This window comes from Lysobacter sp. F6437 (assembly GCF_052547215.1).
The window spans coordinates 116,440-140,390 of the sequence record NZ_JBQWRB010000004.1 but is presented as its reverse complement, the minus strand read 5'-3'; the positions used below and the strand labels follow the sequence as shown (position 1 = coordinate 140,390).

Sequence of the window (23,951 nt, the reverse complement as noted above, 5' to 3'; positions counted from 1 at the left end):
GCTGTCCTACCTGCGGAACGATGGAGCTTCGAAAACCGTTTTGTCTCAAATGACAGTGCAATAAAAAAGGTAGGCGGCCGGTCAGGAAGGATGGAAGGCTGAACTTTTTACCCTCCCCCCGCCCTAGCCCTGTCCGCGCGCTGCTTGTCCCTGTCGTGATGCGTCTTGCACAGCGGCTGCCAGTTGCTGGTGTCCCAGAACAGGGCCTGATCGCCCTTGTGCGGGATGACGTGGTCGACCACCGTGGCCGGCGTCAGAGTTCCTTCCTGCTCGCACATGCGGCACAGCACGTTCTCGGGGCGGGACAGGAACGTCAGCCGGGCGCGCTGCCATCGGCCGCCGTATCCGCGCTGGGCGGTGGTCTTGCCATCGCGCCAGCTGTCGGTGTTGAACCCACTGGGCTGGTGGACCGGTGCTGTTCGTGCCATCGGTTTGTGCCGTGGCGCTGCCCTGGCCATCAGCCCAGCCCCTCCGTCTGATCCCGCTCCCCGCCGGCCGCGTCGCCGTCGAGGGTGGTGATGTCCTGTTCCTCGTCCTCGCCTGCAAGTGCATCGATCAGCGCATCGAGCTTGGACTCTATGCGCGCCAGCGTGGCCTCGGTCAGCGTCACGGTGTCAGCCCTCGTATCTGCTTCAGTCGCGCATTGCAGGCTTCCAGACTGGCCTTGCGCTTGTTGGCGGCGATGATCGCCTCACCGTAGGTGCTGGCCTTGACCTGGTACACGTCGCACGGTCGGGTCAGCTCCTCTGGAACCTCGACCAGCTTCTCGACCGTGATGTAGACCTTCTCGGGCAGGGGCGGCTCCGGACATGTCTGGCAGGCGGTGAGCGCCAGCAGGGCAAGGATCAGCGCAGGACGGAGCATGTGGTGCTCTCCAGTACGCGGCGGCAATCGGGGTCGGCCTTGGCTGCCTCGATCTCGCCTTCCAACTCCCCCAGTCGGCGGGCGTAGGCAATGGCATCCTTCAGCGCCTGCTTCACTTCAGCATCGGCGCGCTCCGCTTCCTGCTCGGCCAACTCCTGATTCCTGAGCGCTTGGTCGTTGGCGAAGTTGAGGCTGGTCGCGCATCCGCGCAGCTGGTCCCGGGCGGTAATCATCGCCTCGGATGACTTCCGCAGGGCGTCAGCATGTGCGGACCGCTCCCGATTCACGCCGTAGGAACAGCCACCAACGGTCAGAAGGCACGCCAGCGCGAGGCCGGCGATCCACTTCACGGCGGCCATCACGTCGAAGGGCATCACTCGATCTCGGGTGGCGCGCCGTCGGGCTTCGCTTGGCTCACGAAGCGGGACACGATGCCGAGGATCGCCACGATGCGGATCGCCCAGACGCCGTAGTCCGGGAAGTCGTCGGTGTTCAGCAGGTCAGCGGCCAGCAGGGCGTTGTAGATGTCGGGCATCACGGCCAGCACGGCCAGCGCCCACGTGCTGTAGAACTTCCAGCCCTGCTTCCAGTCGACGATCAGTTTCATCACTTCAGCCCTCGGGTGCCGCGGAGTTCCTTCACATCGGATTCGAGCCGGTCGATGCGGACATCGTGCTCGGCCATCTTTCGGGAAATGCTCGGGACGTCGGCCAACTGCAGGTTCAGGGTCACCAGCTGGTTGTTCATCACCGCCTGCTGGGTAGCGAGGTTGTCGATGGCGTCACCTTGGTCGCGCACCTCGCTCACGAACCAGTAACCGAACGCCACCACCGCGGCGCCGATGATCGTCGCGATCCACTTCTCGATCGGCCCGAGCCTGAAAGCCCAGTGGCCTTGGCCTTGGCGTTCGACGTCCATCACCATCAACCCAGAACCCGCACTGCCTGCGAATAGAGCCCGTTCCACGTGGACCGGTGGGGCTTCCCGGGGCGCCAGGTCCTCAGGTACAGATCCCACGCTGCATCGGCGTGGCCTACCTTGGGAAGCGCCTCCGGATCGGTCCACAGCAGCAGTCGAGCGATCGAACACGCCAGCAGGTCGTCATCGACGATCCGGCGGTAGACCTCGGTCGAACTCGGCACCACGCCGCGGATCGCGCAGGCCGCCAGCGCGTGGGCTTTGCTCGCCTCATGGGTGAGCACGCCAGCAACACCGCCGCGGCGCTCGAACTGCCAGAACCCATGCGCCGGGCCGCCGATCTGCTCGCGGTGCGTGAAGCGGCTCTCCTGCAGGCCGATCGCCAGCAGCATCACCGACGCCTCGGGTGAGGCGAATTTCCCAGGCAGCACTTCCCTGTACGTCTGGCCGATGATCCGGTCGCGGACGTGTTCGAGGGTCGGCATGACTGGGTCCAATAGGTGCCCGACTCGCTGCCAGCTAGCTGCGAGGATTGATCTGGACGAGGGTCGGGCGAGGCCACTGACGGCCGTAGGTGAATTGATCGACGGCCCCGAAGGGCCGCCGGTGCGCGTCGGGTGACCGAGTGCGCTTGCTCGGGATCAGGCTGCAATGGCCTGTTCGTAGGTGTCATCGTTCGCGGTTAGCGATTTGCGCCGATTAGGTCGGTCGCCTCTCCGGCTGTCCACGTTGATTGCTCGCCCCGTCGAAACCTGGGCAGCCCCATGAGAAAGCAGCCTGGTTGTGCCGACGTGTCGTTGTGGGGACAGTGAGCCGGCAGGCCGCTTTCTGGTGGAGCTGGCGGGAATCGAACCCGCGTCCGAAACGCATCCTCTTCGCTTCATACAGCCATATCCGGTCGCCAACGACAGGATCGGATTCTCCAAACGGCGAAGCCCGACGCGATGGCCGGGCTCCTGATACGCGAACGGCCCGCCGGATGGGCGAGCCGCTGAGGCAATTATTGAAGATCGCGGAAACGGTAGATCGAGTGTGCAACTTTGTCAAGCAGCACGTTTGCCTTCGAGCCAGTCCATCGCCCGCTGCAGCTCCCTTCGGTACATCCAGACCGAGAACTTGCCTCCGTACGCCACGGCGACAGCGTCAGCCTTGCGTCGTTGCGTGCCGGTGCCGCAGAACTCTTCCCGCAGCACCAGTGCCCGGATCTGGCTCTCCCGGGATAGCTGGGAGATGGCGCGATCGATCCATCGAAGATCCTCCGGCGTGCCCTTGTCGACAGCCGCGGACGATGCGCCCGGCCCGGCGATGCGGTCGTCGGTACACCGGATGTGGTCAACAGCCCAGACTGGCGTGATCTTCATCGCGTCCACCCCGGCGCGCGCAGCCATGAAGCGGCGCCGGCCGGATCCATCGCGGCCGATCAGGCGATGCGCTGCCTTTTCCACGGTCATGGGAGCGAACTCGCGGGCCTTGGTGATCGGGTGGTTGCGTGTCGAATGGCGATCTTCATCGTTCGCCGCGCGGCTGTCGTAGCGGTTTACCTGGGCGAACCCCCAGCTCCGAAGCTGCTTCATCAGGGTGTCGTCGGCCATCAGCTCCCCCTCAGGTCGGTCATCACGGTTTCATCGAACTGGAACTTCGGCAGCTTCCCGTCGGTGTCGCAGCTGCCCTGCCGGTCGGGCCACTTTCGGCAGTGGAATCGGCCGTCGGTGAGTTCCCGGAAGGTGCAGACGCTGCAGGTCCCGTGCTTCCGCCGCCGGACGCGGTATCGCTTCACCTGCAGGCGCTGGTCGCGGTCGGTCAAAGCGATTCCTCCGCCTTGATCCGATCGGTCAGCTCGCGGACCTCTGCATAGCTCGCGTTGATCCGAACGCGGGTGAACTTGCGGCAGTGGTCGCACTTGACCCGGGTACGTTCGCCCAGCAGCCGTATCTCGGCGCGCATCCCCGCCCAGCGGTCGCGCAGACGGTCGTCCTCGCGGGACAGCATGGCCAGCACGTGGACCGGATTGAGCTTGGCCTTGCAGTCGGTGCAGGTGACCTCGGCGAGCTTCTCGTCAACCTCGACGTGTCGGTGCTGGCACTTGCCATAGTTGTGCACGACCGTGAGCGCCGCTTCGGCGGCGGGCTTGGCCTTACGCGGCAGGCTGACGATCTTTCCGTCATCGTTCATGCCGCCTTGCTCCTCTGCCGCTTCCGCCGCCGCTGCTCGCGCCTGATCGCGTCCAGCAGCGATTGCGCCGCGGGGATACTCAGGCGCAGTTGAATCGACGTCCGGGCCAGCTCCTCGTCCGTCATGGCCTTGGCTTGCTCCGTCGTGTTCTTCATGCGGCGCGCGCCCCCGTCTGCTCGGTCTGGTCGTGCCACAGCGCCAGCCACAGCGCGTCGGCCCGGCCTGAATCCTTCTTCCGCTTCAGCCGATCAGAAGCGCCCGGGAACCGCGCGATCGCCATCTGCCGGCCAGCGTCCGGATCCTTCGTCTTGCCGGCGATGTGGAAATGCCGCTTCCACACCTGCGGCGTCACGCGCGTGGTCGGGATGTTCAGCACCCGCAGCACCGCCTTGACCTGCCCGTAGCCGTCGCCGAACGCGAACATCGATGCGGTGCCCTGCCGACGTCCGCCCATCGGGGCCGCGCTGACCAACTCCAGGCAGGCCGACACGTACGCGCCCGGGTGCGCCGCGCGCTGCTCCCGGATCCACGCGGCCAGGGTGAACGCGCAGACCTCGTTCTTCCCGTCTACGCGGCAGGTCGGCATGTCCAGCATCGGGCCGGGCTCGCCGTCGATTAGGGTGGCGATCGCGCCGGATAGACCCGGGTCGATGCCGAAGGTGAGGCGAAGCGCCATCTACTCGGCCTCCTGCTGGGCGGCGGTGAAGGGGGTTGCCAGGGCCTCGGCCTGATTCCTGATTGAAACAGCGTCAGCCGAATAGGTGGCCAAGTTGCAGGCGAAGTTGGCGAGGTTGTCTATCGCTTCGACTGCTCGCCGCGCCACGTCCGGCGCAGGGGCGGGGTGGGTGTAGAGAGGGCGAACGCTCATGCCCTTGGAGCGCCAAGGCTCGTCGGATGCGACGAGGAACCAGTTGCCGTGCTGCTCGTACTGCCATGCCACCGCTTCCCCGCCATCCGGCCGGGCCTGCGGGGTGGACAGGGCGGCAACAAGGGCCGCGCGGATTTCCATGAGCGGGCGGTGATATGCGTTGCTTGAGTCGATGCGGTATTGCTCGATCAGGTCCACCTTCTCGATGGCCTTCTGGATCGCGAGTAACTCCCCACCGCCCGACACCTGCGAACCGGACAGCCGCGCTCGTTCCTCCGCCCTCGCGTCCATCATGTCGGCTGCGGTGAAGCCGTCGCCATTCGGCTGGGGGGTGGTGTCCTCGTCCTCGCTTTCCGGTTCGCCGGGCAGCGGGTGCCATGCGTCGGCATAAGCGGCGGTCATGCCAACCACCACGCACTCATCATGCGGGCCATCCGGGGGCTTGTGCCCGATGACAATCTCGCCGGTCTCGTTGTTCCAAAGCAGGATGGGCGTGTCGATCGGCGCAGTCTCGATCGGTTGCCACTCCCCGCGCGCCTTATCCGCCTGCGGGGAGAGGGCGGCAATGCGTGGCAGCAAAGCCTCCGCCAGCGCGCCAGCGCCCAAGTCGTGCCGGCCGTCAACCTCGCGGATTGCTTGTGCCAGCGCGTCAACGCTCAACCAATCCGCCAGCGCCTTGTTGTCAGTGGTCATGCTGCAAGCCTCCGATTCGTGATGTTCAAAGCGCCCCACTCGTCGAGCTTGTGGATGCGCCACATGGTTTTTTGGCCGTGCAGGCCGTTCTTCGCGCCGCGGTGGCAGTCCGAACAGAGCGCGATCGAGATGAACCACAGGCCTTGCACCGGCTCGTGCGCCTCGCTCGGGCCGGGTGCATCGCAGACGGAGCAAGGGAGCGCCTTCACCCGATCGATGTGGTCCTGCTCTGCCGGGGTGCGCCGCGCCTTGTTCTTGCTGTGCATCAGGCGGCCCTCCGATTCGTTCCGGCCATTTCCCAGAACTCGGCCCGGACTTCGTCGAGCATCACGTGGGCGTAATTGGCGCCGACGTACTCGGTGATGCCGTCGAACAGCACCTCGAACCGGTCCTGCTCCATCTCGTCGAACGCGAGGCTTTCTGCCTGCTTCACCATCAACCGGCCCACCCCGGGGACGTCGATCTCCAGCTCCTCGCAGCAAGTGCCTGATTCGCGCTGCAGACGCTTCACCGCATCGTGCGTGGTGAGCTGCTCCCAGCCTTCCACGTTGTCCACCATCAACGCGCCGATCTTGTGGATCAGGCGGTGTTGCCAGGGAACTCGCGCCTGCTTCGCCTCGATCCGGTAGGTTTCGCCCACCCTGTACCGGCGCTCTTTGGCGATGCGCTTGTCGATCGGGTGAGCCGGCACGAACGCACCGTGCTCCTCACCCGTTACCGGATCGACCAGGCGCATGACGGTGCAGTAGATCGGCCGACGCGCGCGCTTGGCGCGGATCTTCTTCTGGGCGGCGGTCTGGGTCATTGATCGACCCCGGCAGCAGCCTCACGACCGCTGGGTGCGCGCTTGCGGAACCCGGAGCGCCTGCCCTGCCCCTCGCCGTCGGGCATCGGTTCCGGCTCCCAGTCCATCGGCAGGTTCTCGAACCGGAAGCGGTCGGGCCGGTACCGCACTCGAACCTCACCGGCGGGGCCGTTGCGCTGCAGGGCGACGATGATCTCGGCTGTGCCCTTCCACCGGCTGTTCTTGTCGTAGACCTCGTCGCGGTAGATGAAGATCACCGCGTCGGCGTCCTGCTCGATCGCGCCGGAGTCGCGCAGGTCCGACGGGGTCGGCCGCTTGTCCGGCCGCTTCTCGAGTTCGCGGTTCAACTGCGACAGCAGCAGCACCGGCACGCCGATCTCGCCGGCCATCAGCTTCAGCGCGCGGGTGACGTCGCCCAGGCCCTGCGCCCGGTTGTTGCCGGCCGTCTCCATCAGCTGCAGGTAGTCGACCACGATCAGGCCGAGCGTCGTCTTCGCGTGTTGCCGACGTGCCTGCGCGATCAGGTGCTCGACCCGGGCGCTGCGCGGTCGAGTCACGAGGATCTGCGCGCCACGCAGCCGTTTGATCGCCGCGGTGGCGTTCGCCCAGTCGGCATCGTCGAGCTCGCCGCGCCGGATCCGGTCGGCGTCGATGTCGCCCTGCGAAGACAGCATCCGGTCGCCCAGTTCCTCCGGTTGCATTTCGAAGCTGAAGACCGCGACGGGCTTCTTCCGGATCAGCGCGACGTGCTCGGAGATGTTCTGGGCCAGCGTGGTCTTGCCCATCTTCGGCCGCGCCGCCAGCAGCAGCAGCTGGCCAGGGCCCATGCCGTTGATCAGGGTGTCGAGCTCGTCGAGTCCGGTGGTGATCCCGTTGATCCCGCCGCCGCGGTGATGCCGGTCCTGCAGTCGGTCGAACACCCGAACCATGATCGGATTCATCTGCTCCAAGTCGCACGGCTGCGAGGACAGCAGTTCGCCGATGCGGGTCTGCGCGGCGCCGATGATTTCGACGCTGTCGCGGCCCTCCGGCTGGAAGCCGTCGTTCACCAACCCGGTACCGACGTCGATCAGTCGGCGAAGGCGCGACTTGTCGGCGACGATGTCCGCATAGGCGCGGATGTTCGCCGCGCTTGGCGTGGTGTTCGAAAGCTCGATCAGGTACGCACCGTTGTCGACCAGGTCCAGCTGCCCATGAGCTTCGAACCAATCGCCGAGGGTGACCTCGTCGAACGGCTTGCCCCTGCCCTCCAGGTGCTTGATCGCCTGCCAGATCAGCTGGTGATCGCGGCGGTAGAAGTCGCTGGCGTCGAGCAGGTCGGCGACCTCAATCCATGCCAGCGGCTGGAGCATCAGGCCGCCGAGCACCGCCTGCTCGGCCTCGATCGACTGCGGCGGGATGCGCAGGGTGTCGCGCGGGTCGTGGAAGTCGCCGTCCATCACGCTGCCTCCGACTTCATGGCGGCGATGGCTTTGTCCATGATCCCGGCGAAGCGGTCCTCGGCCAGCAACACGTCGAGGTTCTGCTTCCATCGGGGGTTGTTCGGGTTCGGCACTTCCCCCCGTAGCCACGGATCATCGGTGCACTCGCCGAAGTAGGACGTCCAGAAGTCCTCGGGCTCGTACGGCCAGCCCTGTTGCTTGCACACCTGGCGCGCGAGCTTGTCGGCGAGTTGGATGCGGCGCTGGCGCTTGGGATTTAGGACCGCGATGGATTGGCAGTTCGGCAGGACGCGGTGGTAGGCATCCAGCACGATCGAGCAAAGTCGCTGCGATGCGGGGTGTTGGCTGACGTTGCTCGGCGCTGCCTGGCCCTGTTCGCCGTCAGGCGACAGGACGTAGTCAGCTTCTTCCTTTCCACTCCTCTCCTCTCCTCTCCTCTCCGGGGGTGAACGTTCGTCGGGTGTTCGCTGAACCTTGTTCGCTGAACCTTGTTCGGTGACCCTTCGGCGAACGTTCGTCGGAAGTGAGCCATCAGGAAGCGGATGCTTGAACGTCGGCTGGTCGATTTTTTGGTGAAGATTCCAGCCTGTTATCTGCCAGAACTGCTCACCCTGGACCACGTACTCGCGCAGCAGGCGATTACGGACCAGCTCTTCGACCATCGCTGCTACATCCGCGCGGGAGAAGTCATCAGCGGGGAATATCTCCATCTTCAAGCGGGGGATGGACGCAGGGTGGATACCGTTGTCGTCCGAGAACGTCCACAGTCCAATGAACAGAAGACGAGCGTTCGGCGAACACTCGGCGATCTGCTCGCTGGTCCAGAACTCCGGCTTGATGCTGCGAATGCGGGCCACGCTTTACTCCTCGTATCCGAGGCCGGTGTTGATCTCAACAGGGCGCGGCTTGCGGAGGCCTTTCAGTTCCTCCCAGGTGTACTGCTCGCCAAGAACATCGCCGAGCGTCGAGTGCGCCAATGAGCGCAGGTAGTCAGTGCAGCCGGCGGCGTCGCGATGGATCTCGGACCCGCTGAAACGAACCGGAGTGATTCCGTCCAGCAGTAGGCGGCGGTCGCGGAGCTTGTCCCTGGCGACCTGCTCTTTCGTCTTCTCGTGCCAGTCGTGTCCGTCGCACTCGATGGCGAATGCCCGCCGGAATAGCGGCTTCCTGCCACAAACGAGAAGGAAGTCGACGCGGTAGAACCAGTCGCCATCCTTGCCACAACCGCTGACCTCGGCTTGCGGAATCAGGAAGGCTGATGCTCCCTCTGGCAGTTCCGTTCCAAATTCGTATTCACAAGGCTCCAACGGGGCCAGCACCATGCAGGCCTCTTCGAAGTCCGAGAAGAGCGTGGCGATCGCGCGCGCGAGCAGCGCTTCGATGGGGCTCTCGCAGTAGCGCTCTATGTCGGTGAGTTGCATCGTTCCTCCTAGGCGCCCAGTCGGAGCCGCGATCCCCCAACCCGCTAGGCTCGGGCTGTCCTGTCCGGAGCTACCGGGCAGTGAGGGGGTGCGGGAAAGCGTCATGCGGCCTGGTCCAACAGATCAGGCTGCGGCAACGGATTACGGCGGGCATCGGCCCGGCGCATCTCCCGCGCGCGCTGTGCGTCGTACTCGGCCTTCTCTGCGGGTGTCAGCGGGCCGGCGTGCTTCAGGGCGTAGCGGGCGCGTTCGAACTGTTCGGCCTGGGTCTTCATCCCTGCGCCCTCCCCTCGCTGACCGCGCGCAGCTTGGCCAGGAGGATCATCGTTGCTGACTGCTGAGCCACGCCGGCTTCGGCGATCGCCTTCATCTCGTTGGCGGTGATCAGGTTGTCGGCCAGCGCCTCGCCCAGCACGCGATCGAACTCGCCCTCTGCAGCGTTGGCGCGCAGCAGGGTCTGAAGCACGGAGGTCTCTCCGGCACCCAGGTCCACCGACGCCAGCACGTAGCCGTGCTCAGCAGCCATCGCCTGCAGCATCCGGTGGTCACCCGTGACGCCCATGATCTCGGACGCCTCGGCCACGGTCAGGTGATGCGTGGTGTTGTTCGGGTTGACCTTGTTGCGAAGGACCGCGGCGGACATGCCAATGCGGGGGCCGAGCGACTCGCTGCCGCCCGGGTAGCTGCGCACGGTGCTGTGCGCTGCGTCGATGATGTTCATGCGGGCTGCACCTGAACGTGGTTTGTCGCAGCGCCTGAGACGACACTGGCGGCATGGAAAGGAGAAATCACGGAATCAGCGCGCACGGCTCAAGCCGCCTCGCGGTCGTCGTTGGCGGGCTCGTCATAGCTCGCGAAGTCGGAGGCGAGCAGGACAATGCCCTTCTCGCTCGCGAGCCGGACCAGCGCGCCCATGCTTTTACCGCTGGGAACCGATCGCCCGGACTCCCAGAAGCCCACGGCATGCCGCGATACGCCGCATGCCTTCGAGATATCGGAGCGGGTGAGGCCCGCCTTCTTCAGTCGCTTGATTGCGTTGGTCTGGTTCATGGTTACGAACGGTAACCCCGGAATGGCGGTCCGTCAACCGCACGTTACCGTGGCCCTCGGTAACATCTTGTTCCCGCCTGAACCGCTCACGCTCCCAATGCCGTCGTCTCAACCTGTGCGCCGCACCTTCGACATCCTGAAAGCCGAGGAGAAGAGACGCCTAGCCGGTGGCCTCTCCTATGCCAAGATCGCAGCCGCCATGGGCCTAGGTGCCCGGCAGACGGTCGGGCACTGGTTTCGTGGTCGAGGGGAGCCCGATGTGCAGCAGATGAAAGCAATGGCGAAGGTGCTTGGGTGCCACTGGTTGGAGTTGGTCAACGAGGAGACGGTGGTTGTGTACCTGGATGACGAGGTTCGCCGAGTTGAACGCATGCGCGGCCTGAGTGATGCTGACGTGGCGGAGCTAGATGCCTTCTTGGCGTTCAAGGCTTCGTCTAAGCCCAAATGAGGGATGACGATGGCCCTAATCACCTGCCAAGAATGCAGCACGCGGTTGAGTGATACCGCTAATAGCTGCCCGGAGTGCGGGGCTTCAATGCAGACGGCCAAGGGCCGTGCTGGGCTGTCGTTCAATGGGAAGCTGTTGCTGGCGGTCGCCATCTTCGTGATCGTGGTCTGGGCTTTCCGATGACATCCACGCCGACCCACAAGAACCCGCTACGGCGGGTTTTTTTATGCCTCCAAGGCAGGCCAGCGCACATCCCCAAAGAATAATGGTTACTGGGTGTTGACACTCTGCGATCTGCTGGGTTACGGTTCGTTACCGAATCACTCCACCGATCCACGGAGCAAAGCAGATGTCCCACCCCGTCTTCTTCCGCAACCACCACGGCATCCAGTTCCGCCAGTGCGCGGCCTGTGAGGGTGCTGGTGAGCTGACCTACGACCACCCGATCGGTGACCCGCAACTGGAGACCGCGCACCGGTGCCACGAATGCGGCGGTGATGGCGACCAGCGGGTGACGCCGGTGGACACGCTGGAGCTGCTGCGCGCCGAGCGCCGGCTGTTGAAGGCACTCCGCGGTTCCCCGGACCTGCTGGCCGGTGTTCGCCGCCGGTATGACCAGCGCCGGGCCGATGCGATGAAGCCGGTGACGCTGCCGGTACACGACTGGCGCAGCCGCATGGACCCGATCGCGGCCGAAGTGTTCGCGCCGGTGTTCCGGGCGATGGGGTTCGCGGCATGAGCGCGCCGGTCGATGTGCTGGCGGTGATGCGCGCGGATTACGTGGACGCCAGCGTTCAGCGCATGTGGGACGACGACGCTCCGCAACGTGCGGCAGACAGCGAGGAGGCGCAGGTCGCCGTGGCCGAGTTGATCGAGGCGCTTGACACCTTGCTTTCGGTGTACGCCAAGCCGGACCAAGGGATGTGCTGTGACGGGCGCGAGTGCGGATGCATGGGGGCCTCCGTCTATCAAGAGGCCGAACATTACGCACGCGCCGCCCTCGCCCGCGTCCGACCCATGACCCGAGAGCAGCAGGCCGAACAGGCCGGGGTGCGGGGATGAGCTTCAACGACGCCCTGCGCGACTTCAAGACCACGTTCGCGACGATCCCGGCCGAAGCTCCGATCGGTGCAATCGACGGGATCGATTACGTCACCGACGACCTTGATCCGCAAGTTCTCGCGGATGGTCGCGAAGCGATGAAAGCCGCGCGCGCCGGCGAGCTCCACACCCGAGCCTGGCGCCTGCAGCGCCTACGCGACGCCACCCCGACACCCGAATTTTCCACGACCCGGAAGGGTCAGGAGGTCTAACCATGGGCGCAGTAATCCAACTCGACCCGATCCGCAAGGTTGTCCGCGAAGCCGGGAACCTGTGCGGCCTGTACGGCTACGGCCGGCGTTCGGCGGAGCAGTTCAAGCGCAATGCGATCCGGTCGGCGATGAAAGGCGACCAGCCGACGACCGCCATCGCCCGGCAGTGCGTGCCGCCGAAGTGGAAGCGGCTGGGCGATGACCTTCCGCCGAGTGCCGCGTGATGGACGTTCTCTCGATCGCCTACCCCGCCCTGTGCGTCGGCTTCTGTCTCGGCTTCGTCGCCTGTGCAGTGCTGGGCGCGAACCGCCGGAGGGGTCCGTGATGGCGACCTTCCGTGACCCCGTCGCCCGCGATCGGGCTTGGGCGAAGCACTACGCCAGCCGCGGCCTGCGCGTGCCGGTGATGACCGCCGCGAAGTCCACCCCGAACGCGTACCGGCTGGCGAATTACACCATCCGCGCCGCCCACCACGCCGCTGCACGACTCGTCTGTTCTCAGACGGTGCGCTGCTGATCCCTGCCCACCGAAGGAACCAACCATGCTCCAACTCAACCAAAGCGAAGCGACCCTCGGCAACCTCAACACCCGGATCGAGCGCCACGGCGACGAGCGCGAACTCGCCGTCGACATGAAGTTCTCCATGAAGGCGAACAACAGCATCCTCGACAGCCTCGGCAAGGGCCTGCGCGAGTCGCTGTTCCGCAAGCCGTCCAAGGGCGAGCAGCAGGATTTGCCGTCGATCGGCGAGGCCCTGTCCGCGGTGCGCCACCCGTACCTGGAGCCGATGAAGCTCTCGCACGAGTTCACCGGCTACGAGGTCCAGATCGACGGGCTGCTCGACTCCACGAACCCGCTGCTGTTCGTCGACGTGAAGCTGAAGAAGTTCACCATCGCGCCGCTGGAAGGCGGCAGCGTCGAGCTCACCTTCACCGCGTCGGCCAACGTCGATCCGGACGAACTGTCGTCGCTCTCCGAGGCGCTGGTGCGCGAAGACGTGCGCCTGACCCTTACCCCGCCGAGCAAGCAGGAAGAGCAGGCGCCGCCGCTGCAGGACGCGGCGTAACGACTACGGAAGCGGCTGACGGGAAAGCAGACCGTCTAAACAGGTGAAGCATCGATTGGGTTTGGCGGGCAGCGGCTGGCGACAGTCGTCAACGGTAGCGAGAGTCAGGCAACTGACCGGAATCCGAAATGCCGATGGTTCGATTCCATCAACCGCAGGATTTGGACCCACCTGGAACTGATGCACAAGCCGGAGTAGCGCCCGGCCCGCTTCCACCCTCCCCCAGCGCGAGCACAGCGCGCGAGCCGCCAACCCTGACCCGGCGGCTCACTCTCCTACCGCTGGCCCGGCGGTTTGTGCAGGGCCCCTATTCGAAGCGAAGGAATGACCCATGAGCAACATCGTCCCGTTCCACGACCTGCAGGGCATGGCGCAAGCCGTCGCAGCGTCCAACCTCTTCGGCATGAAGAACACAGAGCAGGCGCTCGCGCTGATGCTCGTCGCGCAGGCAGAAGGCCAGCACCCTGCAACGATCACGCAGGACTACGACATCATCCAGGGCAAGGCGACGCGCAAGACGCACAGCGTCCTCGCCCGCTTCCAGCAGATGGGCGGCCAGGTCGAGTGGCATGAGCTCACCGACCTGATAGCCGACGCGACGTTCTCGCACAAGGCTGGCGGGAAGCTGCGCATGACCTGGACGTTCGAGCAGGCGGCGAAGGCCAAGCTCACCGGCAAGGACAACTGGAAGAACTACCCGCGCGCAATGCTCCGCGCCCGCTGCATAGCCGAGGGCATCCGCGCGGTGTATCCGGCGGCGCTGGGCGGGATGATGGTCAGCGAGGAAGCGCAGGACACCGCCGCCGCCGAGCAGCCGATCACGGTCGAGGCGCGTGTGGTCAGCGAGCGCGCCGCCGAACTCCCGATGTACCCCGAAGCCGACTTCGCCGAGAACCTGCCGAAGTGGTGGGGCGTGATCGCCAGCGGCAAGAAGTCTGCCGACGACCTGATCGCGATGCTGCAGACGAAGGCGCGGTTCACGGCTGAGCAGTTGCACGAGATCCGCAACCCGCCGCGCGATGAGAACGAAGCCGCCGGCGCAGAGCAGGAGGCCCAGGCATGAAGACGGTCAACCTGCAGCAGGGCACGCCCGAGTGGCACGCCCACCGCGCCCAGCACTTCAACGCCAGCGACGCCCCGGCGATGCTTGGCCTGTCGCCGTACAAGACCCGGGCGCAGCTGATCCGCGAGATCGCCACCGGCATCACCGAGGAGGTCGACGCCAACCTGCAGCGCCGTTTCGATGACGGTCACCGCTACGAGGCGCTGGCCCGGCCACTGGCGGAGGCCATCATCGGTGAGGAACTGTTCCCGTGCGTCGGCGTCGACGGCAAGTTCAGCGCCAGCTTCGACGGCCTGACGATGCTGGAAGAGGCCGCGTTCGAGCACAAGTCTCTGAACGATGCCATCCGGGCGGCGATCGAAGCCGGTGTCGGCAACGCAGTCAACCTGCCCGAGCACTACCGCGTGCAGATGGAGCAGCAGTGCATGGTTTCCGGTGCTGCGCGCGTGCTCTTCATGGCGTCGAAGTGGAACGGCGACGACCTGGTCGAGGAACGGCACTGCTGGTACTACCCGGACGCCGCGCTACGCGACCGGATCATCGCCGGCTGGGAGCAGTTCGAGGCCGACGTCGCCGCCTACGTGCCAGAAGCCGCCGCGGCGCCCGCTGCCGCCGGCCGCGCGCCCGACCAACTGCCGGCGCTGCGCGTCGAGGTCACCGGCATGGTCACCGCCAGCAACCTCGCCGATTTCAAGGCATCGGCCTTGGCCGTGCTGGGTGGCATCAATCGCGATCTGCAGACCGACGAGGACTTCGCCAACGCCGAGACGACGGTGAAGTGGTGCAAGGGCGTCGAAGACCGGCTGGCAGCGACCAAGGACGCGGTTCTGGCGCAGACAGCCGACATCGAGGCGGTGTTCCGCACGATGGACGAGGTCTCGGAAGAGACCCGCCGTGTCCGCCTCGACCTCGACAAGCTGGTGAAGGCGGAGAAGGAGTCGCGCAAGGGCGAGATTGTCACCGCAGGCCGAGAGGCGGTCCGGGCGCACTACGACGCGATCAACGCCACGCTCGGCGAGCATCGGTTCCAGCCGCCGCAGACGCTGTCCCTTGAACTCGGCGGCGCCATCAAGGGCAAGAAGTCGCTCAGCAGCATGCGCGATGCCGTCGACGCCGCGGTCGCGAACGCCAAGATCGCCGCCAGCCAGCAGGCCGAGCGTGTCCGCGCGAACGTGGCGATCCTTGCCGAGGCTGCGGACCACGCCAGCCTGTTCGCCGACCGCGTGCAGCTGTGCGCCGGCAAGGCGTCGGAAGACCTGCGGAACCTGGTCGCCGCGCGCATCGCGGAGCATGAGCAGCGCGAGGCCGAGCGACTGGAGAAGGAGCGCGCGCGTATCCGGCAGGAAGAGGCCGACCGGCTGGAGCGGGAGCAGCGCGAGGAAGCGGCCCGGGTCGAGCGCGAGCGAGCCGCCGAGGAACTGGCAGCGGCCAAGCAGTCGACAGGCGCCGACTTGTCGCCGGCCGCGCAGCAGTTGAACGAAGCCGAGGGTGCGGAAAGGTTCGCCCAGCGACACCCCGCCGCGGTCAATCCGGCAGCGACCGATGCGCGGATCAATCTGGGGCATATCAACGAGCGCATCGCCCCGCTGTCCATCACCGCCGATGGCTTGGCGAAACTTGGTTTCCAGCCCATTGCCAGCAAGGGCGCGGCCAAGCTCTACGCGGACGACGATTTGTCCCGCATGTTGAACGCGATGGCGTCTCACCTGAACTGCGCGGCTCGCGAGGAACGGTGGGCCGCATGACCGCCCAGCCCGACCACCTCCAACACCTGGCGCCCGAGGAGCGCCAACGACAGGCGCGCGGCAACACGTCCGACAAGGGTCGCGCGGGTCGCTCCGCGTCACCTTGGAATCGCGGCCCGATGTGCGAAACCCCGAACGCGAAGAAATCGTTCAACCGATACCAGCGGACCGGCAATAGATGAAGGCCTGCGCGCACTGCGGCAAGTGGCGGATGGATCGGGAGTTCTACCCCGACCGCCGCCCTGGCCGGTCCCGCGATGGCTTGCACCACAACTGCAAGCACTGCGAACGCGCGATGGCCGCTGAGCGTTCTCGACGCCGGTACCAACCCACCAACACGATGAGCCAGCCGCGCGACGAGTCCGGCAGGTTCAGGAGAGCAGCATGAGCGTTACCTACACCGATGAAGGGACCATCCCGCACCTGGCGGTGGTCACCGAGCACGGCACCATCCACGCGCCCGTAAAGCTGGAGCGCTACGAACACGGCAAGGGCTACCGGCTGGAACTGTCGCCGATGTACGGCGGTGGCGACCGGCTGCCGAAGCCGATGCGGCGCGATGGGCGGCTGGTGTTCGCGCTGCCGGCGGGTGGCGAGGTGCTGGGGTAATGGAGGGCCGGGCCTTCCATATCCGCGTCGCTCGCGTGCACCTCAATGAGTGCCGCGCCCGCCGGCATAGCCGCGTCAACCGGGACTTCTACTGGAGCCTGTTCGCGTGGGCGCAGCGTGCGCGCCGGCGAGCCGCGGCAAGCCGTGAGCCGGTGCAGGGAGGGCTGTTCGCATGAGTATCGACCACGGCGTCCTGAACGTCCCGCTGCACAAGCGCGGCAACATCGATGCGGAGATCGACCGCCACATGGCGCAGCAGCGCCGCGAACAGCGGGACGCCGCGAAGGCCCGGGCCGCGCAATGGAAGGCCGACAAGGCCCGCGCGCTGGTGCTGATCGACGGCCTGAGCGACGAGCAGATCACCGCCCTCGCCGGCCGCGCCCGGGTCCAGAAGCGCAGCGTGCGGAAGAACCTGCGGGACAACGCCGGTCTGTGCCCTGCCCGCGTGGTCAAGATGCTGGAGGGCCTGGCCGCATGATCACCGTCGGCGACTGCCTCGAGGTCATGCGGACGATGGACGCCGAGAGCGTCGATTCGATCGTCACCGATCCGCCGTATGGGCTGGGCTTCATGGGTAAGGCGTGGGACCACGCGGTTCCCGGCGTGCCGTTCTGGCAGGAAATGCTGCGCGTGGCCAAGCCGGGCGCGTTCCTCGCGGCGTTCTGCGGCACCCGCACCGATCACCGGATGAAGTGCGCGATCGAGGATGCCGGCTGGGAGATTCGCGACACGATCATGTGGGTCTACGGCTCCGGCTTCCCGAAGTCGCACAACGGGCCGTGGGGAGGGACCGCGCTCAAGCCGGCATGGGAGCCGATCACGCTGGCGCGCAAGCCGTTGATCGGGACCGTTGCCGCCAACTTCGAGCGGTACGGCACCGGAGCGCTGAACATCGACGCTTGCCGGATAGTTCACGAAACGATCAACGGCGGGAACTTGGCCGACAACCCCCACCTGCGCGGGTCAAAGCTGCGCGCCGCGCCTGTGGCTACTAGTTTCGGCCGAGAGGGCGACGAGACCCCACTTACGTCGCAGCTAGGCCGCTGGCCCGCCAACCTGATCCACGACGGCAGCGATGAAGTGCTGGCCGCGTTCCCGAACGCGCCGGGGCAGCAGCGCGACACCGGCCCGCAGTTCGCACGCAACCGGGGCGCCTGTTATGGCGAGTACGCCGAGGTTCCTCTCCATGCCGCCCGTGGCGACAGCGGCAGCGCCGCGCGATTCTTCTACTGCGCCAAGGCCGACCGAGCCGACCGGAACGATGGGTGCGACGGCTTGCCGCTGCGCGAGTCGGGCATGGTGAGCAACACCAGCGGCCAGCACATGACCCGCCGGGATGGCGGCGCCCCGGCGCCGGACGCGAACAATCACCCGACCGTCAAGCCGACCGACCTCATGCGCTGGCTGTGCCGACTGGTGACGCCGGCCGGAGGGCTGGTGCTGGACCCGTTCGCCGGCAGCGGCAGTACCGGGCGCGGCGCGATCGCCGAGGGATTCCGGTTTCAGGGCATCGAACTAGATCCCGAGTATGCCGCCATCGCCGCGGCTCGCATCCGAGCGATGCAGCCCGGCCTTTCATTCGGTGCCGCCGCATGAAGCCCCACACCCACAAGCAGCCCGCCAAGGGCCGCGCCCGCCCGTTCGCATGGGGCCGGAAGCTGGAGCAGAACGGCTCCGTCGTCTGCTACGCCCTATTCCGCCGCGACAACGCCGGCCGGCTGCATCCGTTGCACCTGCAGTACCTGGTCGGCGTTGCTCAGCGGTCGATGATCGCGCGCGACCTCATGGCGGCCCGGAAGCGGCTGCGGGATCGGGTCGATGAGATCGATCTGCAGGCGATGGAGGAAGCGGCGTGATTAGCGCCGCCGCCAATTCATGCGGAGACGTACTCCTTCTTCGCGATATCCCAAATATACGTCGTCGCTCCAACGTCCTTGACGAGTCGAATTCCAGCGATGCAATCCGCGCGCTTTACGTACCCCTCGGCGCTGTCGGCAATGATTTTTCCGTTACCTGCGGCGCGGAGCCGCCAGCGCCATTCGCCGTCATCGTCCTTGTACAACTGAAAGTGTGCCGGAACGGTGCTCATGGATGGATTCCTCTAACAGGGCGTTATCGCCGAAACCAACCCTACGCCCCTGATTCCCACAGCGTTGCAGATAAGTGTGTGGATAACCGGTGTTTATCTTTTCCTCGCCGGGAGTTAATGCAATGAACGACCTATTCCCCCGCGCACCGCGCCGGATGCAGCAGCCGCGCAAGGACAAGCTCCGCGAAGAGCTTGCCCGGGCCGCGTCGACCATCGAGCAGCAGCGGCACACGATCGACTACCTCGAGCGCGCGAACGAGATCACCCGGTTCGCCGCCAACTTGAACCGCCCCGCACGCCCGTGGTGGCGCCGCATCTTCAGGAGCAAGGCAGCATGAGCCTCCAACGCACCGCGGAACTGATGGCGCAGCTCACCGATGCCGCGTGGTTCGACGAGCGAGCGTGCGCGGCATACCTCGGGATCACCGTGGACACTGACGTTTCGAAGCTGCCCGGGTTCCCTCCGCCGGATGAGCGCGGCCTGCGCCACGTCCTAGACGTTGAGGAGTGGGCGCAAAGCACGCGCGCCGAGACCGAGACCGCGCTCTACCGGCATTACGACGGCCGCGGCGCCCTGCTCTACGTCGGCATCTCCCTGTGCGCCATCTATCGGCTGTCGCAGCACCGGCGCAAGCCCTGGTCACGGCAGATTGCCCGGGTGTCGATCGAGTGGCATCCGACTCGATCCGCAGCTCTAGCCGCGGAGAAGAAGGCGATCAAGCGGGAGCGTCCCATTCACAACGTGATCGGAGCGCGGCGCGGGTGAAGTTGCTCAAGGCCAACGCATGGGCCGACAAGTACTTCGGGGAGGAGTCGCGCCCCGCGGAGATCACGGTCATGCGCTGGCTTCGGGATGGGAAGATCCCGGGCCGTAAGGTCGGCGGCACATGGTATGTCGACGAGCACGCCTGGCTGGCCGACGGGGACCCGCTGGTGCAGCAGGTGCTGGAGGCGGGCTAGTCTATGGCAATGGGACGCCCACGATCGAAGGCCCGCGCCGGCTGGCCAGACAACCTCTACCCCAACCGGGGCGGGTTCAAATACCGGCATCCGACCACGCGCCGCGAGACGTGGATGGGCATGGACAAGGCCAAGGCATTCGCCGCGGCCCGGAAGATCAACGCCCTACTGGCGCCGTCGAGCGACCTGGTGGAGCGCGTCACCGGAGCGCAGGAGTCGATCAACGATGCCGTGCGCGTATTCCGCACGGACGATGCCCCGGGCCGGAAGTGGAAGCCGAAGACCGCGGCGGACTATGAAATCACCCTGCGGGTCATCGAGCGTGAGATCGGCTCGCGTGCCGTATCGACATTCACCGTGAAGGACTGCGCCGCCTTCATTCGAGCTGTCACCGAATCCCCGCGCGGACGCCAGCAGTATCGACTGGTGCTGTCGTGGATCCTGGCCTGCGCTGTCGAGGAGGGCTGGGTCGACACGAACGTGGCGCTGCAAACTCGCAAGTTCACGCACGAGCGGCAGCGCGCGCGACTTACCCTGCAGCAGTACGGTTTGATCTGGGATGCGGCAGAGCCGTGGCTGCGAAACGCAATGGACCTATCGCTGCTGACGCTGCTCCGGCGCGAAGACGTGGTGTCGCTGCGTTTCGATGATTCGCGAGACGGCGCAGTCTGGGTCGTGCCGGCGAAGACGGACGCATCCAGCCGGGTCCGCCTGAAGATCGGTATGACTGACGATCTGGCCGCGCTGCTGTCTCGATGCCGCGATGCCGTGCTGTCGCCCTACGTGATCCACCGACTCCCGGAGAAAGCCCGACCGAGCCACATGCGGGCGAAGGATCGCGACCACCACACGCAGGTGCTACCCGAGCAACTGACACGGGCGTTTGCTGCCGCGCGCGACGCAGCCGGGATCGCAGGAGGGACGCCGCCGACGTTCCATGAAGTCCGTAGCCTGGGCGGCGCTTTGCTGATTGATTCCGGATGGACGCTGGAACAGGTGCAGGCGCTCATGGGGCACGCCGACAAGGGCATGACCGAGCACTACATGGAAGGCCACGAGGCGCCGTGGCAGGCCGTAAACCCGGGCCTGTCGCTTCCTCGATAGGGTGGCAGTAGGGTGAGAATAGGGTGAAGGCCAGAAAACACTGCACCGGATCGACGCGCAAGTGGTTGATCCATTTGGCTTAATTGGTCGGGACGGCCGGATTTGAACCGACGACCACCTGTCCCCCAGACAGGTGCGCTACCAGGCTGCGCTACGCCCCGATTTGATTCGATTCCCGCCTGCTTGGAAGCGGGCGGCAAGTATAGCGGTTTTGCTGGTGCGCGCGATCAGCGGCGCAGCAGTTGCAGGACTTCCTCCAGCTCCATCCTCACCTGCTTGATGATCTGCGAGCTCAGCGCGGACTCGTCCTTGCCGGCCTCGCCTTCCAGCCGCAGGCGGGCGCCGCCGATGGTGTAGCCCTGCTCGTACAGCAGGCCGCGGATCTGGCGCACCATCAACACCTCGTGGCGCTGGTAGTAACGACGGTTGCCGCGTCGCTTGACCGGGTTGAGCGAGGGAAACTCGGTCTCCCAGTAGCGCAGCACGTGCGGCTTGACGTCGCACAGCTCGCTGACCTCGCCGATGGTGAAGTAGCGCTTGGCCGGGATCGGCGGGAGTTCGCGGTTGCTGCCGGGGTCAAGCATGCGAGGCTCCTGCCGGGGTGCCGGAATAGGCTTCCACCCGCTCCTTCAGCTTCTGGCCGGGGCGGAAGGTCACCACCGTGCGTGCCGAGATCGGGATTTCCTCGCCAGTCTTGGGATTGCGGCCGGGGCGCTGGTTCTTGCGGCGCAGGTCGAAGTTGCCGAAGCCCGACAGCTTGACCTGGCGCCCGCCTTCCAGCGACTGGCGGAGGGCGTCGAAAAATGCGTCGACGAACTCCTTCGCTTCGCGCTTGTTCAGGCCCACTTCGTCGAACAGACGTTCAGCCATTTCCGCCTTGGTCAGTGCCATCGCCTTCCTTCCGTACTGCGCAATACTCAGCCGCGGATCGCGGCGCCATGCTCTTGTTGCAGCGTCGTGGTCACGGCGGCAATCGCCGCATCCACTTCACCGTCGGTCAGCGTGCGCGATTGTTCCTGCAAAATCAAGCCCATAGCGAGACTCTTGCATCCTGATTCAACGCCCTTGCCCTGGTACACGTCGAACAGCACGAGGTCGCGCAGCGCCGGGCCGGCGGCCTTGCGGACACTGGCGGACAGCGCGGCCCAGGCCACCGACTCGGCGACCACGAACGCCAGGTCACGGCGGACCGACGGGTATTTCGACTGCCCGCCGGCCTTTGGCAGCGGACGCGCCAGCAGCGGCGCGAGGTCGAGTTCGAACGCGACCACGTCGAGGTCGATGTCCAGTGCATGCTGCAGGCGCGGATGCAGCTGGCCGATCCAGCCGAGCCGGACGCCCTCGCCGTTGGCACCCAGCCGCCAGACGTCGGCCGAGCGTCCCGGGTGGGCCCACGCCGGCTGCGAGGGCCGGTAGTCGAGGCTCACACCTGACAGCGCGGCGAGGCTGTCGAGGTCGCCCTTGAGGTCGTGGAAGCCGACCTTGCGCTCGGCGGCGCCCCATTGCTCGGCCACGGCGTCGCCGCAGGCCACCACGGCGACGCGACGGGTGTGCAACGGCGCGCCGTCGGCGACCGCGGTGAACACGTTGCCCAGCTCGAACAGCCGCACCCGCGACTGCTGGCGCGCGGCATTGCGGCCGAGCGCGGCGACCAGCCCGGGCAGCAGCGAGGTCCGCATCACGCCCAGTTCGGCGCTGAGCGGGTTGGCCAGCGGCACCGCGCCGTTGGTCAGGCTCCAATCCTGCAACAAGCTGGCGTCGACGAAGGCGTAGTTGATCGCCTCCAGGTAGTCGCGGGCGGCGAGCTGGCGGCGGACGGTGGCGTCTTCGACGGTCTCCTCGCTCGGTGCGACCAAGCGCGAGGCGCCGGCCGGCAGTGTGGTCGGGATCGCGTCGTAGCCGTGGATGCGGGCGACCTCCTCGATCAGGTCTTCCTCGATCGCGATGTCGAAACGGCGGCTCGGGGCGGTGACCTGCCAGCCCTCGGCATTGGCTTCGACCGCCAGGCCGAGCGCGGTGAGGATGCGCTCGATCTCACCGTCGGTGATTTCCAGACCGAGCACGCGCGCGACGCGGGCACGGCGCAGGGGGATCGCCTGCGGCTGCGGCAGGTGATCGGGCAGCGCCGCCTCGACCACCGGGCCGGGCGTGCCACCGGCGATGTCGAGGACCAGCCGGGTCGCGTATTCGATCGCGGTGCGCGGCAACTCGGGGTCGACGCCGCGCTCGAACCGGTGCGCGGCATCGGTGTGCAGGCCGAGCTTGCGGCTGCGGCCGATTATCGCGTCGGGGGCGAAGTGGGCCGACTCCAGGAACACGTTGCGACTGGCATCGGTAACGCGGCCGTCGAAGCCGCCCATGACGCCGGCCAGCGCGACCGGACGGTCGGCGTCGGTGACCAGCAGGAACTGTTCGTCGACCTTGACGTCGCGGCCGTCGAGCAGCTTCAGCGATTCGCCGGCGCGGGCCCGGCGCACGCCGACCGGGCCGGCCAGCAGGTCGCGGTCGAAGGCATGCATCGGCTGGCCCAGCTCCAGCATCACGTACTGGGTCACGTCGACCAGCAGCGACACCGGGCGCACGCCGCTGCGGCGCAGGCGCTCGGCCATCCACAGCGGGGTCGGCGCGGCGGCATCGACGCCCTCGATCACCCGGCCGCAGTAGCGCGGAGCATCGGCACCGGCGTTGAGTTCGATCTCGATCCTGGCATCGCTGGCGGGGGCTACCGGCTCGATCGCAAGAGGCGCGACCGCGCCACCGGAGGCGGCGGCGACGTCGAACGCGATGCCGCGCACGCCGAAGCAGTCGGCGCGGTTCGGGGTCAGCTTGATCTCGATGCTGGCGTCCGGCAGGCCGAGCAGTTCGCTGATCGGCTGGCCGGCGACTGCGGACTCGGGCAGTTCCAGCAGGCCGGAGGCATCGTTGTCGGTCTCCAGTTCCTTCGCCGAACACAGCATGCCGAACGACTCGACGCCTCGGAGCTTGGCCGGCTTGATCTGCATCCCACCCGGCAACACTGCGCCGACCTTCGCCAGCGGCGCCTTCAGGCCGGCGCGCGCGTTGGGCGCGCCGCAGACGATCTGCACGGTCTCGCCATTGCCGGCGTCGACCTGGCAGACCTGCAGGCGGTCGGCTTCCGGGTGTTTTTCGGCGCTGAGGATCTGGGCGACCACGACGCCGTCGAGCGACTTACCCAGCGCGGTGACCTCTTCGACTTCCAGCCCGATCGCGGTCAGCGTGGCCAGCAGTTCGTCGTGGCTGGCCTCGGTGGGTACGTGCTGGCGCAGCCAGTTTTCAGAGAACTTCATCGGTCGCCCCCGG

The 23,951-nt window shown here is 66.4% G+C and carries 42 protein-coding genes, 1 tRNA gene and 1 pseudogene; 18 read left to right on the top strand and 26 right to left on the bottom strand.

Annotation, left to right across the window (positions count from 1 at the left end; all coding sequences use genetic code 11):
- Positions 1 to 107 precede the first annotated feature (107 nt).
- From ACT9F5_RS12390 to ACT9F5_RS12290, 21 genes and pseudogenes are all read right to left on the bottom strand, one after another.
- A complete protein-coding gene (locus ACT9F5_RS12390) occupies positions 108 to 428 on the bottom strand; it encodes an HNH endonuclease (protein WP_445120261.1) in 321 nt (106 codons plus the stop codon).
- Positions 429 to 457: 29 nt separating this feature from the next.
- Positions 458 to 610 carry a hypothetical protein gene (locus ACT9F5_RS12385; RefSeq protein WP_445120260.1) on the bottom strand — a complete coding sequence of 51 codons (153 nt, stop codon included), beginning with the start codon at positions 608 to 610 and terminating at the stop codon, positions 458 to 460.
- A complete protein-coding gene (gene lysC / locus ACT9F5_RS12380) occupies positions 607 to 864 on the bottom strand; it encodes an Rz1-like lysis system protein LysC (protein ID WP_445120259.1) in 258 nt (85 codons plus the stop codon). Before lysC ends, ACT9F5_RS12385 begins: the two co-directional genes overlap by 4 nt.
- Complete coding sequence (locus ACT9F5_RS12375; RefSeq protein WP_445120258.1) at positions 846 to 1,238, bottom strand: hypothetical protein; 393 nt, start codon at positions 1,236 to 1,238, stop codon at positions 846 to 848. The genes lysC and ACT9F5_RS12375 overlap by 19 nt, the downstream gene beginning before the upstream one ends.
- Positions 1,238 to 1,471 (bottom strand): DUF7940 domain-containing protein, encoded by a 234-nt coding sequence (locus ACT9F5_RS12370; protein WP_445120257.1) that lies wholly within the window; start codon positions 1,469 to 1,471, stop codon positions 1,238 to 1,240. The genes ACT9F5_RS12375 and ACT9F5_RS12370 overlap by 1 nt, the downstream gene beginning before the upstream one ends.
- Entirely contained in the window at positions 1,471 to 1,782 is a 312-nt protein-coding gene (locus ACT9F5_RS12365) for a hypothetical protein (protein ID WP_445120256.1), read from the bottom strand. Before ACT9F5_RS12365 ends, ACT9F5_RS12370 begins: the two co-directional genes overlap by 1 nt.
- Before the next feature lie 5 nt (positions 1,783 to 1,787).
- Complete coding sequence (locus tag ACT9F5_RS12360; RefSeq protein ID WP_445120255.1) at positions 1,788 to 2,267, bottom strand: hypothetical protein; 480 nt, start codon at positions 2,265 to 2,267, stop codon at positions 1,788 to 1,790.
- Between the two features lie 558 nt (positions 2,268 to 2,825).
- Complete coding sequence (locus tag ACT9F5_RS12355) at positions 2,826 to 3,374, bottom strand: hypothetical protein (RefSeq protein WP_445120254.1); 549 nt, start codon at positions 3,372 to 3,374, stop codon at positions 2,826 to 2,828.
- Positions 3,374 to 3,586 carry a hypothetical protein gene (locus ACT9F5_RS12350; RefSeq protein ID WP_445120253.1) on the bottom strand — a complete coding sequence of 71 codons (213 nt, stop codon included), beginning with the start codon at positions 3,584 to 3,586 and terminating at the stop codon, positions 3,374 to 3,376. Before ACT9F5_RS12350 ends, ACT9F5_RS12355 begins: the two co-directional genes overlap by 1 nt.
- The gene (locus ACT9F5_RS12345) at positions 3,583 to 3,954 is read right to left on the bottom strand and encodes a hypothetical protein (RefSeq protein ID WP_445120252.1); all 372 of its coding nucleotides are present in this window, start codon (positions 3,952 to 3,954) and stop codon (positions 3,583 to 3,585) included. The genes ACT9F5_RS12350 and ACT9F5_RS12345 overlap by 4 nt, the downstream gene beginning before the upstream one ends.
- Positions 3,951 to 4,109 (bottom strand): hypothetical protein, encoded by a 159-nt coding sequence (locus ACT9F5_RS12340; protein WP_445120251.1) that lies wholly within the window; start codon positions 4,107 to 4,109, stop codon positions 3,951 to 3,953. The genes ACT9F5_RS12345 and ACT9F5_RS12340 overlap by 4 nt, the downstream gene beginning before the upstream one ends.
- A complete protein-coding gene (locus tag ACT9F5_RS12335) occupies positions 4,106 to 4,630 on the bottom strand; it encodes a hypothetical protein (protein ID WP_445120250.1) in 525 nt (174 codons plus the stop codon). The genes ACT9F5_RS12340 and ACT9F5_RS12335 overlap by 4 nt, the downstream gene beginning before the upstream one ends.
- Positions 4,631 to 5,515, bottom strand: a complete 885-nt coding sequence (locus tag ACT9F5_RS12330; protein WP_445120249.1) for a hypothetical protein — start codon at positions 5,513 to 5,515, stop codon at positions 4,631 to 4,633.
- The gene (locus ACT9F5_RS12325) at positions 5,512 to 5,781 is read right to left on the bottom strand and encodes a hypothetical protein (RefSeq protein ID WP_445120248.1); all 270 of its coding nucleotides are present in this window, start codon (positions 5,779 to 5,781) and stop codon (positions 5,512 to 5,514) included. Before ACT9F5_RS12325 ends, ACT9F5_RS12330 begins: the two co-directional genes overlap by 4 nt.
- Positions 5,781 to 6,320: a hypothetical protein gene (locus ACT9F5_RS12320; RefSeq protein ID WP_445120247.1), complete on the bottom strand. Its 540-nt coding sequence runs from the start codon at positions 6,318 to 6,320 to the stop codon at positions 5,781 to 5,783. The genes ACT9F5_RS12325 and ACT9F5_RS12320 overlap by 1 nt, the downstream gene beginning before the upstream one ends.
- 101 nt (positions 6,321 to 6,421) lie before the next feature.
- Positions 6,422 to 7,759, bottom strand: a pseudogene (gene dnaB, locus ACT9F5_RS12315) (replicative DNA helicase); the annotation flags it as partial.
- Complete coding sequence (locus ACT9F5_RS12310; protein ID WP_445120246.1) at positions 7,759 to 8,619, bottom strand: hypothetical protein; 861 nt, start codon at positions 8,617 to 8,619, stop codon at positions 7,759 to 7,761. The gene ACT9F5_RS12310 and the pseudogene dnaB, both read right to left, overlap by 1 nt.
- Before the next feature lie 3 nt (positions 8,620 to 8,622).
- Positions 8,623 to 9,183 (bottom strand): hypothetical protein, encoded by a 561-nt coding sequence (locus ACT9F5_RS12305; protein WP_445120245.1) that lies wholly within the window; start codon positions 9,181 to 9,183, stop codon positions 8,623 to 8,625.
- Positions 9,184 to 9,284: 101 nt separating this feature from the next.
- Positions 9,285 to 9,458 carry a hypothetical protein gene (locus tag ACT9F5_RS12300; RefSeq protein ID WP_445120244.1) on the bottom strand — a complete coding sequence of 58 codons (174 nt, stop codon included), beginning with the start codon at positions 9,456 to 9,458 and terminating at the stop codon, positions 9,285 to 9,287.
- Positions 9,455 to 9,904 (bottom strand): phage regulatory CII family protein, encoded by a 450-nt coding sequence (locus tag ACT9F5_RS12295; protein WP_445120243.1) that lies wholly within the window; start codon positions 9,902 to 9,904, stop codon positions 9,455 to 9,457. Before ACT9F5_RS12295 ends, ACT9F5_RS12300 begins: the two co-directional genes overlap by 4 nt.
- A gap of 89 nt (positions 9,905 to 9,993) precedes the next feature.
- Positions 9,994 to 10,233: a helix-turn-helix domain-containing protein gene (locus tag ACT9F5_RS12290; protein WP_445120242.1), complete on the bottom strand. Its 240-nt coding sequence runs from the start codon at positions 10,231 to 10,233 to the stop codon at positions 9,994 to 9,996.
- On the opposite strand from ACT9F5_RS12290, the gene ACT9F5_RS12285 reads away from it, so the two are divergent.
- The 14 genes from ACT9F5_RS12285 to ACT9F5_RS12220 all read left to right on the top strand — a co-directional run bounded on the left by ACT9F5_RS12285 (position 10,232) and on the right by ACT9F5_RS12220 (position 18,333).
- A complete protein-coding gene (locus ACT9F5_RS12285) occupies positions 10,232 to 10,681 on the top strand; it encodes a helix-turn-helix domain-containing protein (protein WP_445120241.1) in 450 nt (149 codons plus the stop codon). The genes ACT9F5_RS12290 and ACT9F5_RS12285 overlap by 2 nt on opposite strands.
- Before the next feature lie 3 nt (positions 10,682 to 10,684).
- Positions 10,685 to 10,864, top strand: a complete 180-nt coding sequence (locus ACT9F5_RS12280; protein WP_445120240.1) for a zinc-ribbon domain-containing protein — start codon at positions 10,685 to 10,687, stop codon at positions 10,862 to 10,864.
- A gap of 166 nt (positions 10,865 to 11,030) precedes the next feature.
- A complete protein-coding gene (locus ACT9F5_RS12275; RefSeq protein WP_445120239.1) occupies positions 11,031 to 11,420 on the top strand; it encodes a hypothetical protein in 390 nt (129 codons plus the stop codon).
- Entirely contained in the window at positions 11,417 to 11,743 is a 327-nt protein-coding gene (locus tag ACT9F5_RS12270; protein WP_445120238.1) for a hypothetical protein, read from the top strand. Before ACT9F5_RS12275 ends, ACT9F5_RS12270 begins: the two co-directional genes overlap by 4 nt.
- Positions 11,740 to 11,994, top strand: coding sequence for a hypothetical protein (locus ACT9F5_RS12265; RefSeq protein WP_445120237.1), 255 nt, complete (start codon positions 11,740 to 11,742; stop codon positions 11,992 to 11,994). The genes ACT9F5_RS12270 and ACT9F5_RS12265 overlap by 4 nt, the downstream gene beginning before the upstream one ends.
- A 2-nt stretch (positions 11,995 to 11,996) precedes the next feature.
- Positions 11,997 to 12,218 (top strand): hypothetical protein, encoded by a 222-nt coding sequence (locus ACT9F5_RS12260; RefSeq protein ID WP_445120236.1) that lies wholly within the window; start codon positions 11,997 to 11,999, stop codon positions 12,216 to 12,218.
- 100 nt (positions 12,219 to 12,318) lie between these two features.
- Positions 12,319 to 12,510 (top strand): hypothetical protein, encoded by a 192-nt coding sequence (locus ACT9F5_RS12255; RefSeq protein WP_445120235.1) that lies wholly within the window; start codon positions 12,319 to 12,321, stop codon positions 12,508 to 12,510.
- 25 nt (positions 12,511 to 12,535) lie between these two features.
- Positions 12,536 to 13,060 carry a hypothetical protein gene (locus ACT9F5_RS12250; protein ID WP_445120234.1) on the top strand — a complete coding sequence of 175 codons (525 nt, stop codon included), beginning with the start codon at positions 12,536 to 12,538 and terminating at the stop codon, positions 13,058 to 13,060.
- A gap of 331 nt (positions 13,061 to 13,391) precedes the next feature.
- Complete coding sequence (locus tag ACT9F5_RS12245) at positions 13,392 to 14,123, top strand: recombinase RecT (protein ID WP_445120233.1); 732 nt, start codon at positions 13,392 to 13,394, stop codon at positions 14,121 to 14,123.
- On the top strand, positions 14,120 to 15,868 hold the full coding sequence (locus tag ACT9F5_RS12240) for a lambda-exonuclease family protein (RefSeq protein WP_445120232.1): 1,749 nt from the start codon (positions 14,120 to 14,122) through the stop codon (positions 15,866 to 15,868). Before ACT9F5_RS12245 ends, ACT9F5_RS12240 begins: the two co-directional genes overlap by 4 nt.
- 384 nt (positions 15,869 to 16,252) lie before the next feature.
- Positions 16,253 to 16,477: a hypothetical protein gene (locus ACT9F5_RS12235; protein WP_445120231.1), complete on the top strand. Its 225-nt coding sequence runs from the start codon at positions 16,253 to 16,255 to the stop codon at positions 16,475 to 16,477.
- Between the two features lie 172 nt (positions 16,478 to 16,649).
- A complete protein-coding gene (locus ACT9F5_RS12230; RefSeq protein ID WP_445120230.1) occupies positions 16,650 to 16,955 on the top strand; it encodes a hypothetical protein in 306 nt (101 codons plus the stop codon).
- Entirely contained in the window at positions 16,952 to 18,073 is a 1,122-nt protein-coding gene (locus tag ACT9F5_RS12225; protein WP_445120229.1) for a DNA methyltransferase, read from the top strand. Before ACT9F5_RS12230 ends, ACT9F5_RS12225 begins: the two co-directional genes overlap by 4 nt.
- The gene (locus tag ACT9F5_RS12220; RefSeq protein ID WP_445120228.1) at positions 18,070 to 18,333 is read left to right on the top strand and encodes a hypothetical protein; all 264 of its coding nucleotides are present in this window, start codon (positions 18,070 to 18,072) and stop codon (positions 18,331 to 18,333) included. The genes ACT9F5_RS12225 and ACT9F5_RS12220 overlap by 4 nt, the downstream gene beginning before the upstream one ends.
- Positions 18,334 to 18,350: 17 nt before the next feature.
- Here the strand turns inward: ACT9F5_RS12220 and ACT9F5_RS12215 are convergent, their stop codons facing one another.
- Positions 18,351 to 18,566 (bottom strand): DUF1508 domain-containing protein, encoded by a 216-nt coding sequence (locus tag ACT9F5_RS12215; protein ID WP_445120227.1) that lies wholly within the window; start codon positions 18,564 to 18,566, stop codon positions 18,351 to 18,353.
- Positions 18,567 to 18,688: 122 nt separating this feature from the next.
- Between ACT9F5_RS12215 and ACT9F5_RS12210 the strand changes: the two genes are divergently transcribed.
- Genes ACT9F5_RS12210 through ACT9F5_RS12195 form a run of 4 tightly spaced genes read left to right on the top strand, consistent with a single transcriptional unit; the run spans position 18,689 to position 20,630 of the window.
- Positions 18,689 to 18,904, top strand: coding sequence for a hypothetical protein (locus tag ACT9F5_RS12210; RefSeq protein ID WP_445120226.1), 216 nt, complete (start codon positions 18,689 to 18,691; stop codon positions 18,902 to 18,904).
- On the top strand, positions 18,901 to 19,332 hold the full coding sequence (locus ACT9F5_RS12205; protein WP_445120225.1) for a hypothetical protein: 432 nt from the start codon (positions 18,901 to 18,903) through the stop codon (positions 19,330 to 19,332). Before ACT9F5_RS12210 ends, ACT9F5_RS12205 begins: the two co-directional genes overlap by 4 nt.
- Complete coding sequence (locus ACT9F5_RS12200; RefSeq protein WP_445120224.1) at positions 19,329 to 19,526, top strand: helix-turn-helix domain-containing protein; 198 nt, start codon at positions 19,329 to 19,331, stop codon at positions 19,524 to 19,526. Before ACT9F5_RS12205 ends, ACT9F5_RS12200 begins: the two co-directional genes overlap by 4 nt.
- Positions 19,527 to 19,529: 3 nt before the next feature.
- Positions 19,530 to 20,630 (top strand): tyrosine-type recombinase/integrase, encoded by a 1,101-nt coding sequence (locus ACT9F5_RS12195; RefSeq protein ID WP_445120223.1) that lies wholly within the window; start codon positions 19,530 to 19,532, stop codon positions 20,628 to 20,630.
- Between the two features lie 84 nt (positions 20,631 to 20,714).
- On the opposite strand, the gene ACT9F5_RS12190 is transcribed toward ACT9F5_RS12195, so the two are convergent.
- The 4 genes from ACT9F5_RS12190 to pheT form a co-directional block, all read right to left on the bottom strand.
- A tRNA-Pro gene (locus ACT9F5_RS12190) sits at positions 20,715 to 20,791 on the bottom strand.
- A 66-nt stretch (positions 20,792 to 20,857) separates the two neighbouring features.
- Positions 20,858 to 21,214 (bottom strand): MerR family transcriptional regulator, encoded by a 357-nt coding sequence (locus tag ACT9F5_RS12185; RefSeq protein WP_223676046.1) that lies wholly within the window; start codon positions 21,212 to 21,214, stop codon positions 20,858 to 20,860.
- On the bottom strand, positions 21,207 to 21,521 hold the full coding sequence (locus ACT9F5_RS12180) for an integration host factor subunit alpha (RefSeq protein ID WP_445120222.1): 315 nt from the start codon (positions 21,519 to 21,521) through the stop codon (positions 21,207 to 21,209). The genes ACT9F5_RS12185 and ACT9F5_RS12180 overlap by 8 nt, the downstream gene beginning before the upstream one ends.
- Before the next feature lie 26 nt (positions 21,522 to 21,547).
- Positions 21,548 to 23,938, bottom strand: coding sequence for a phenylalanine--tRNA ligase subunit beta (gene pheT / locus ACT9F5_RS12175; RefSeq protein WP_445120221.1), 2,391 nt, complete (start codon positions 23,936 to 23,938; stop codon positions 21,548 to 21,550).
- Positions 23,939 to 23,951: the final 13 nt, after the last annotated feature.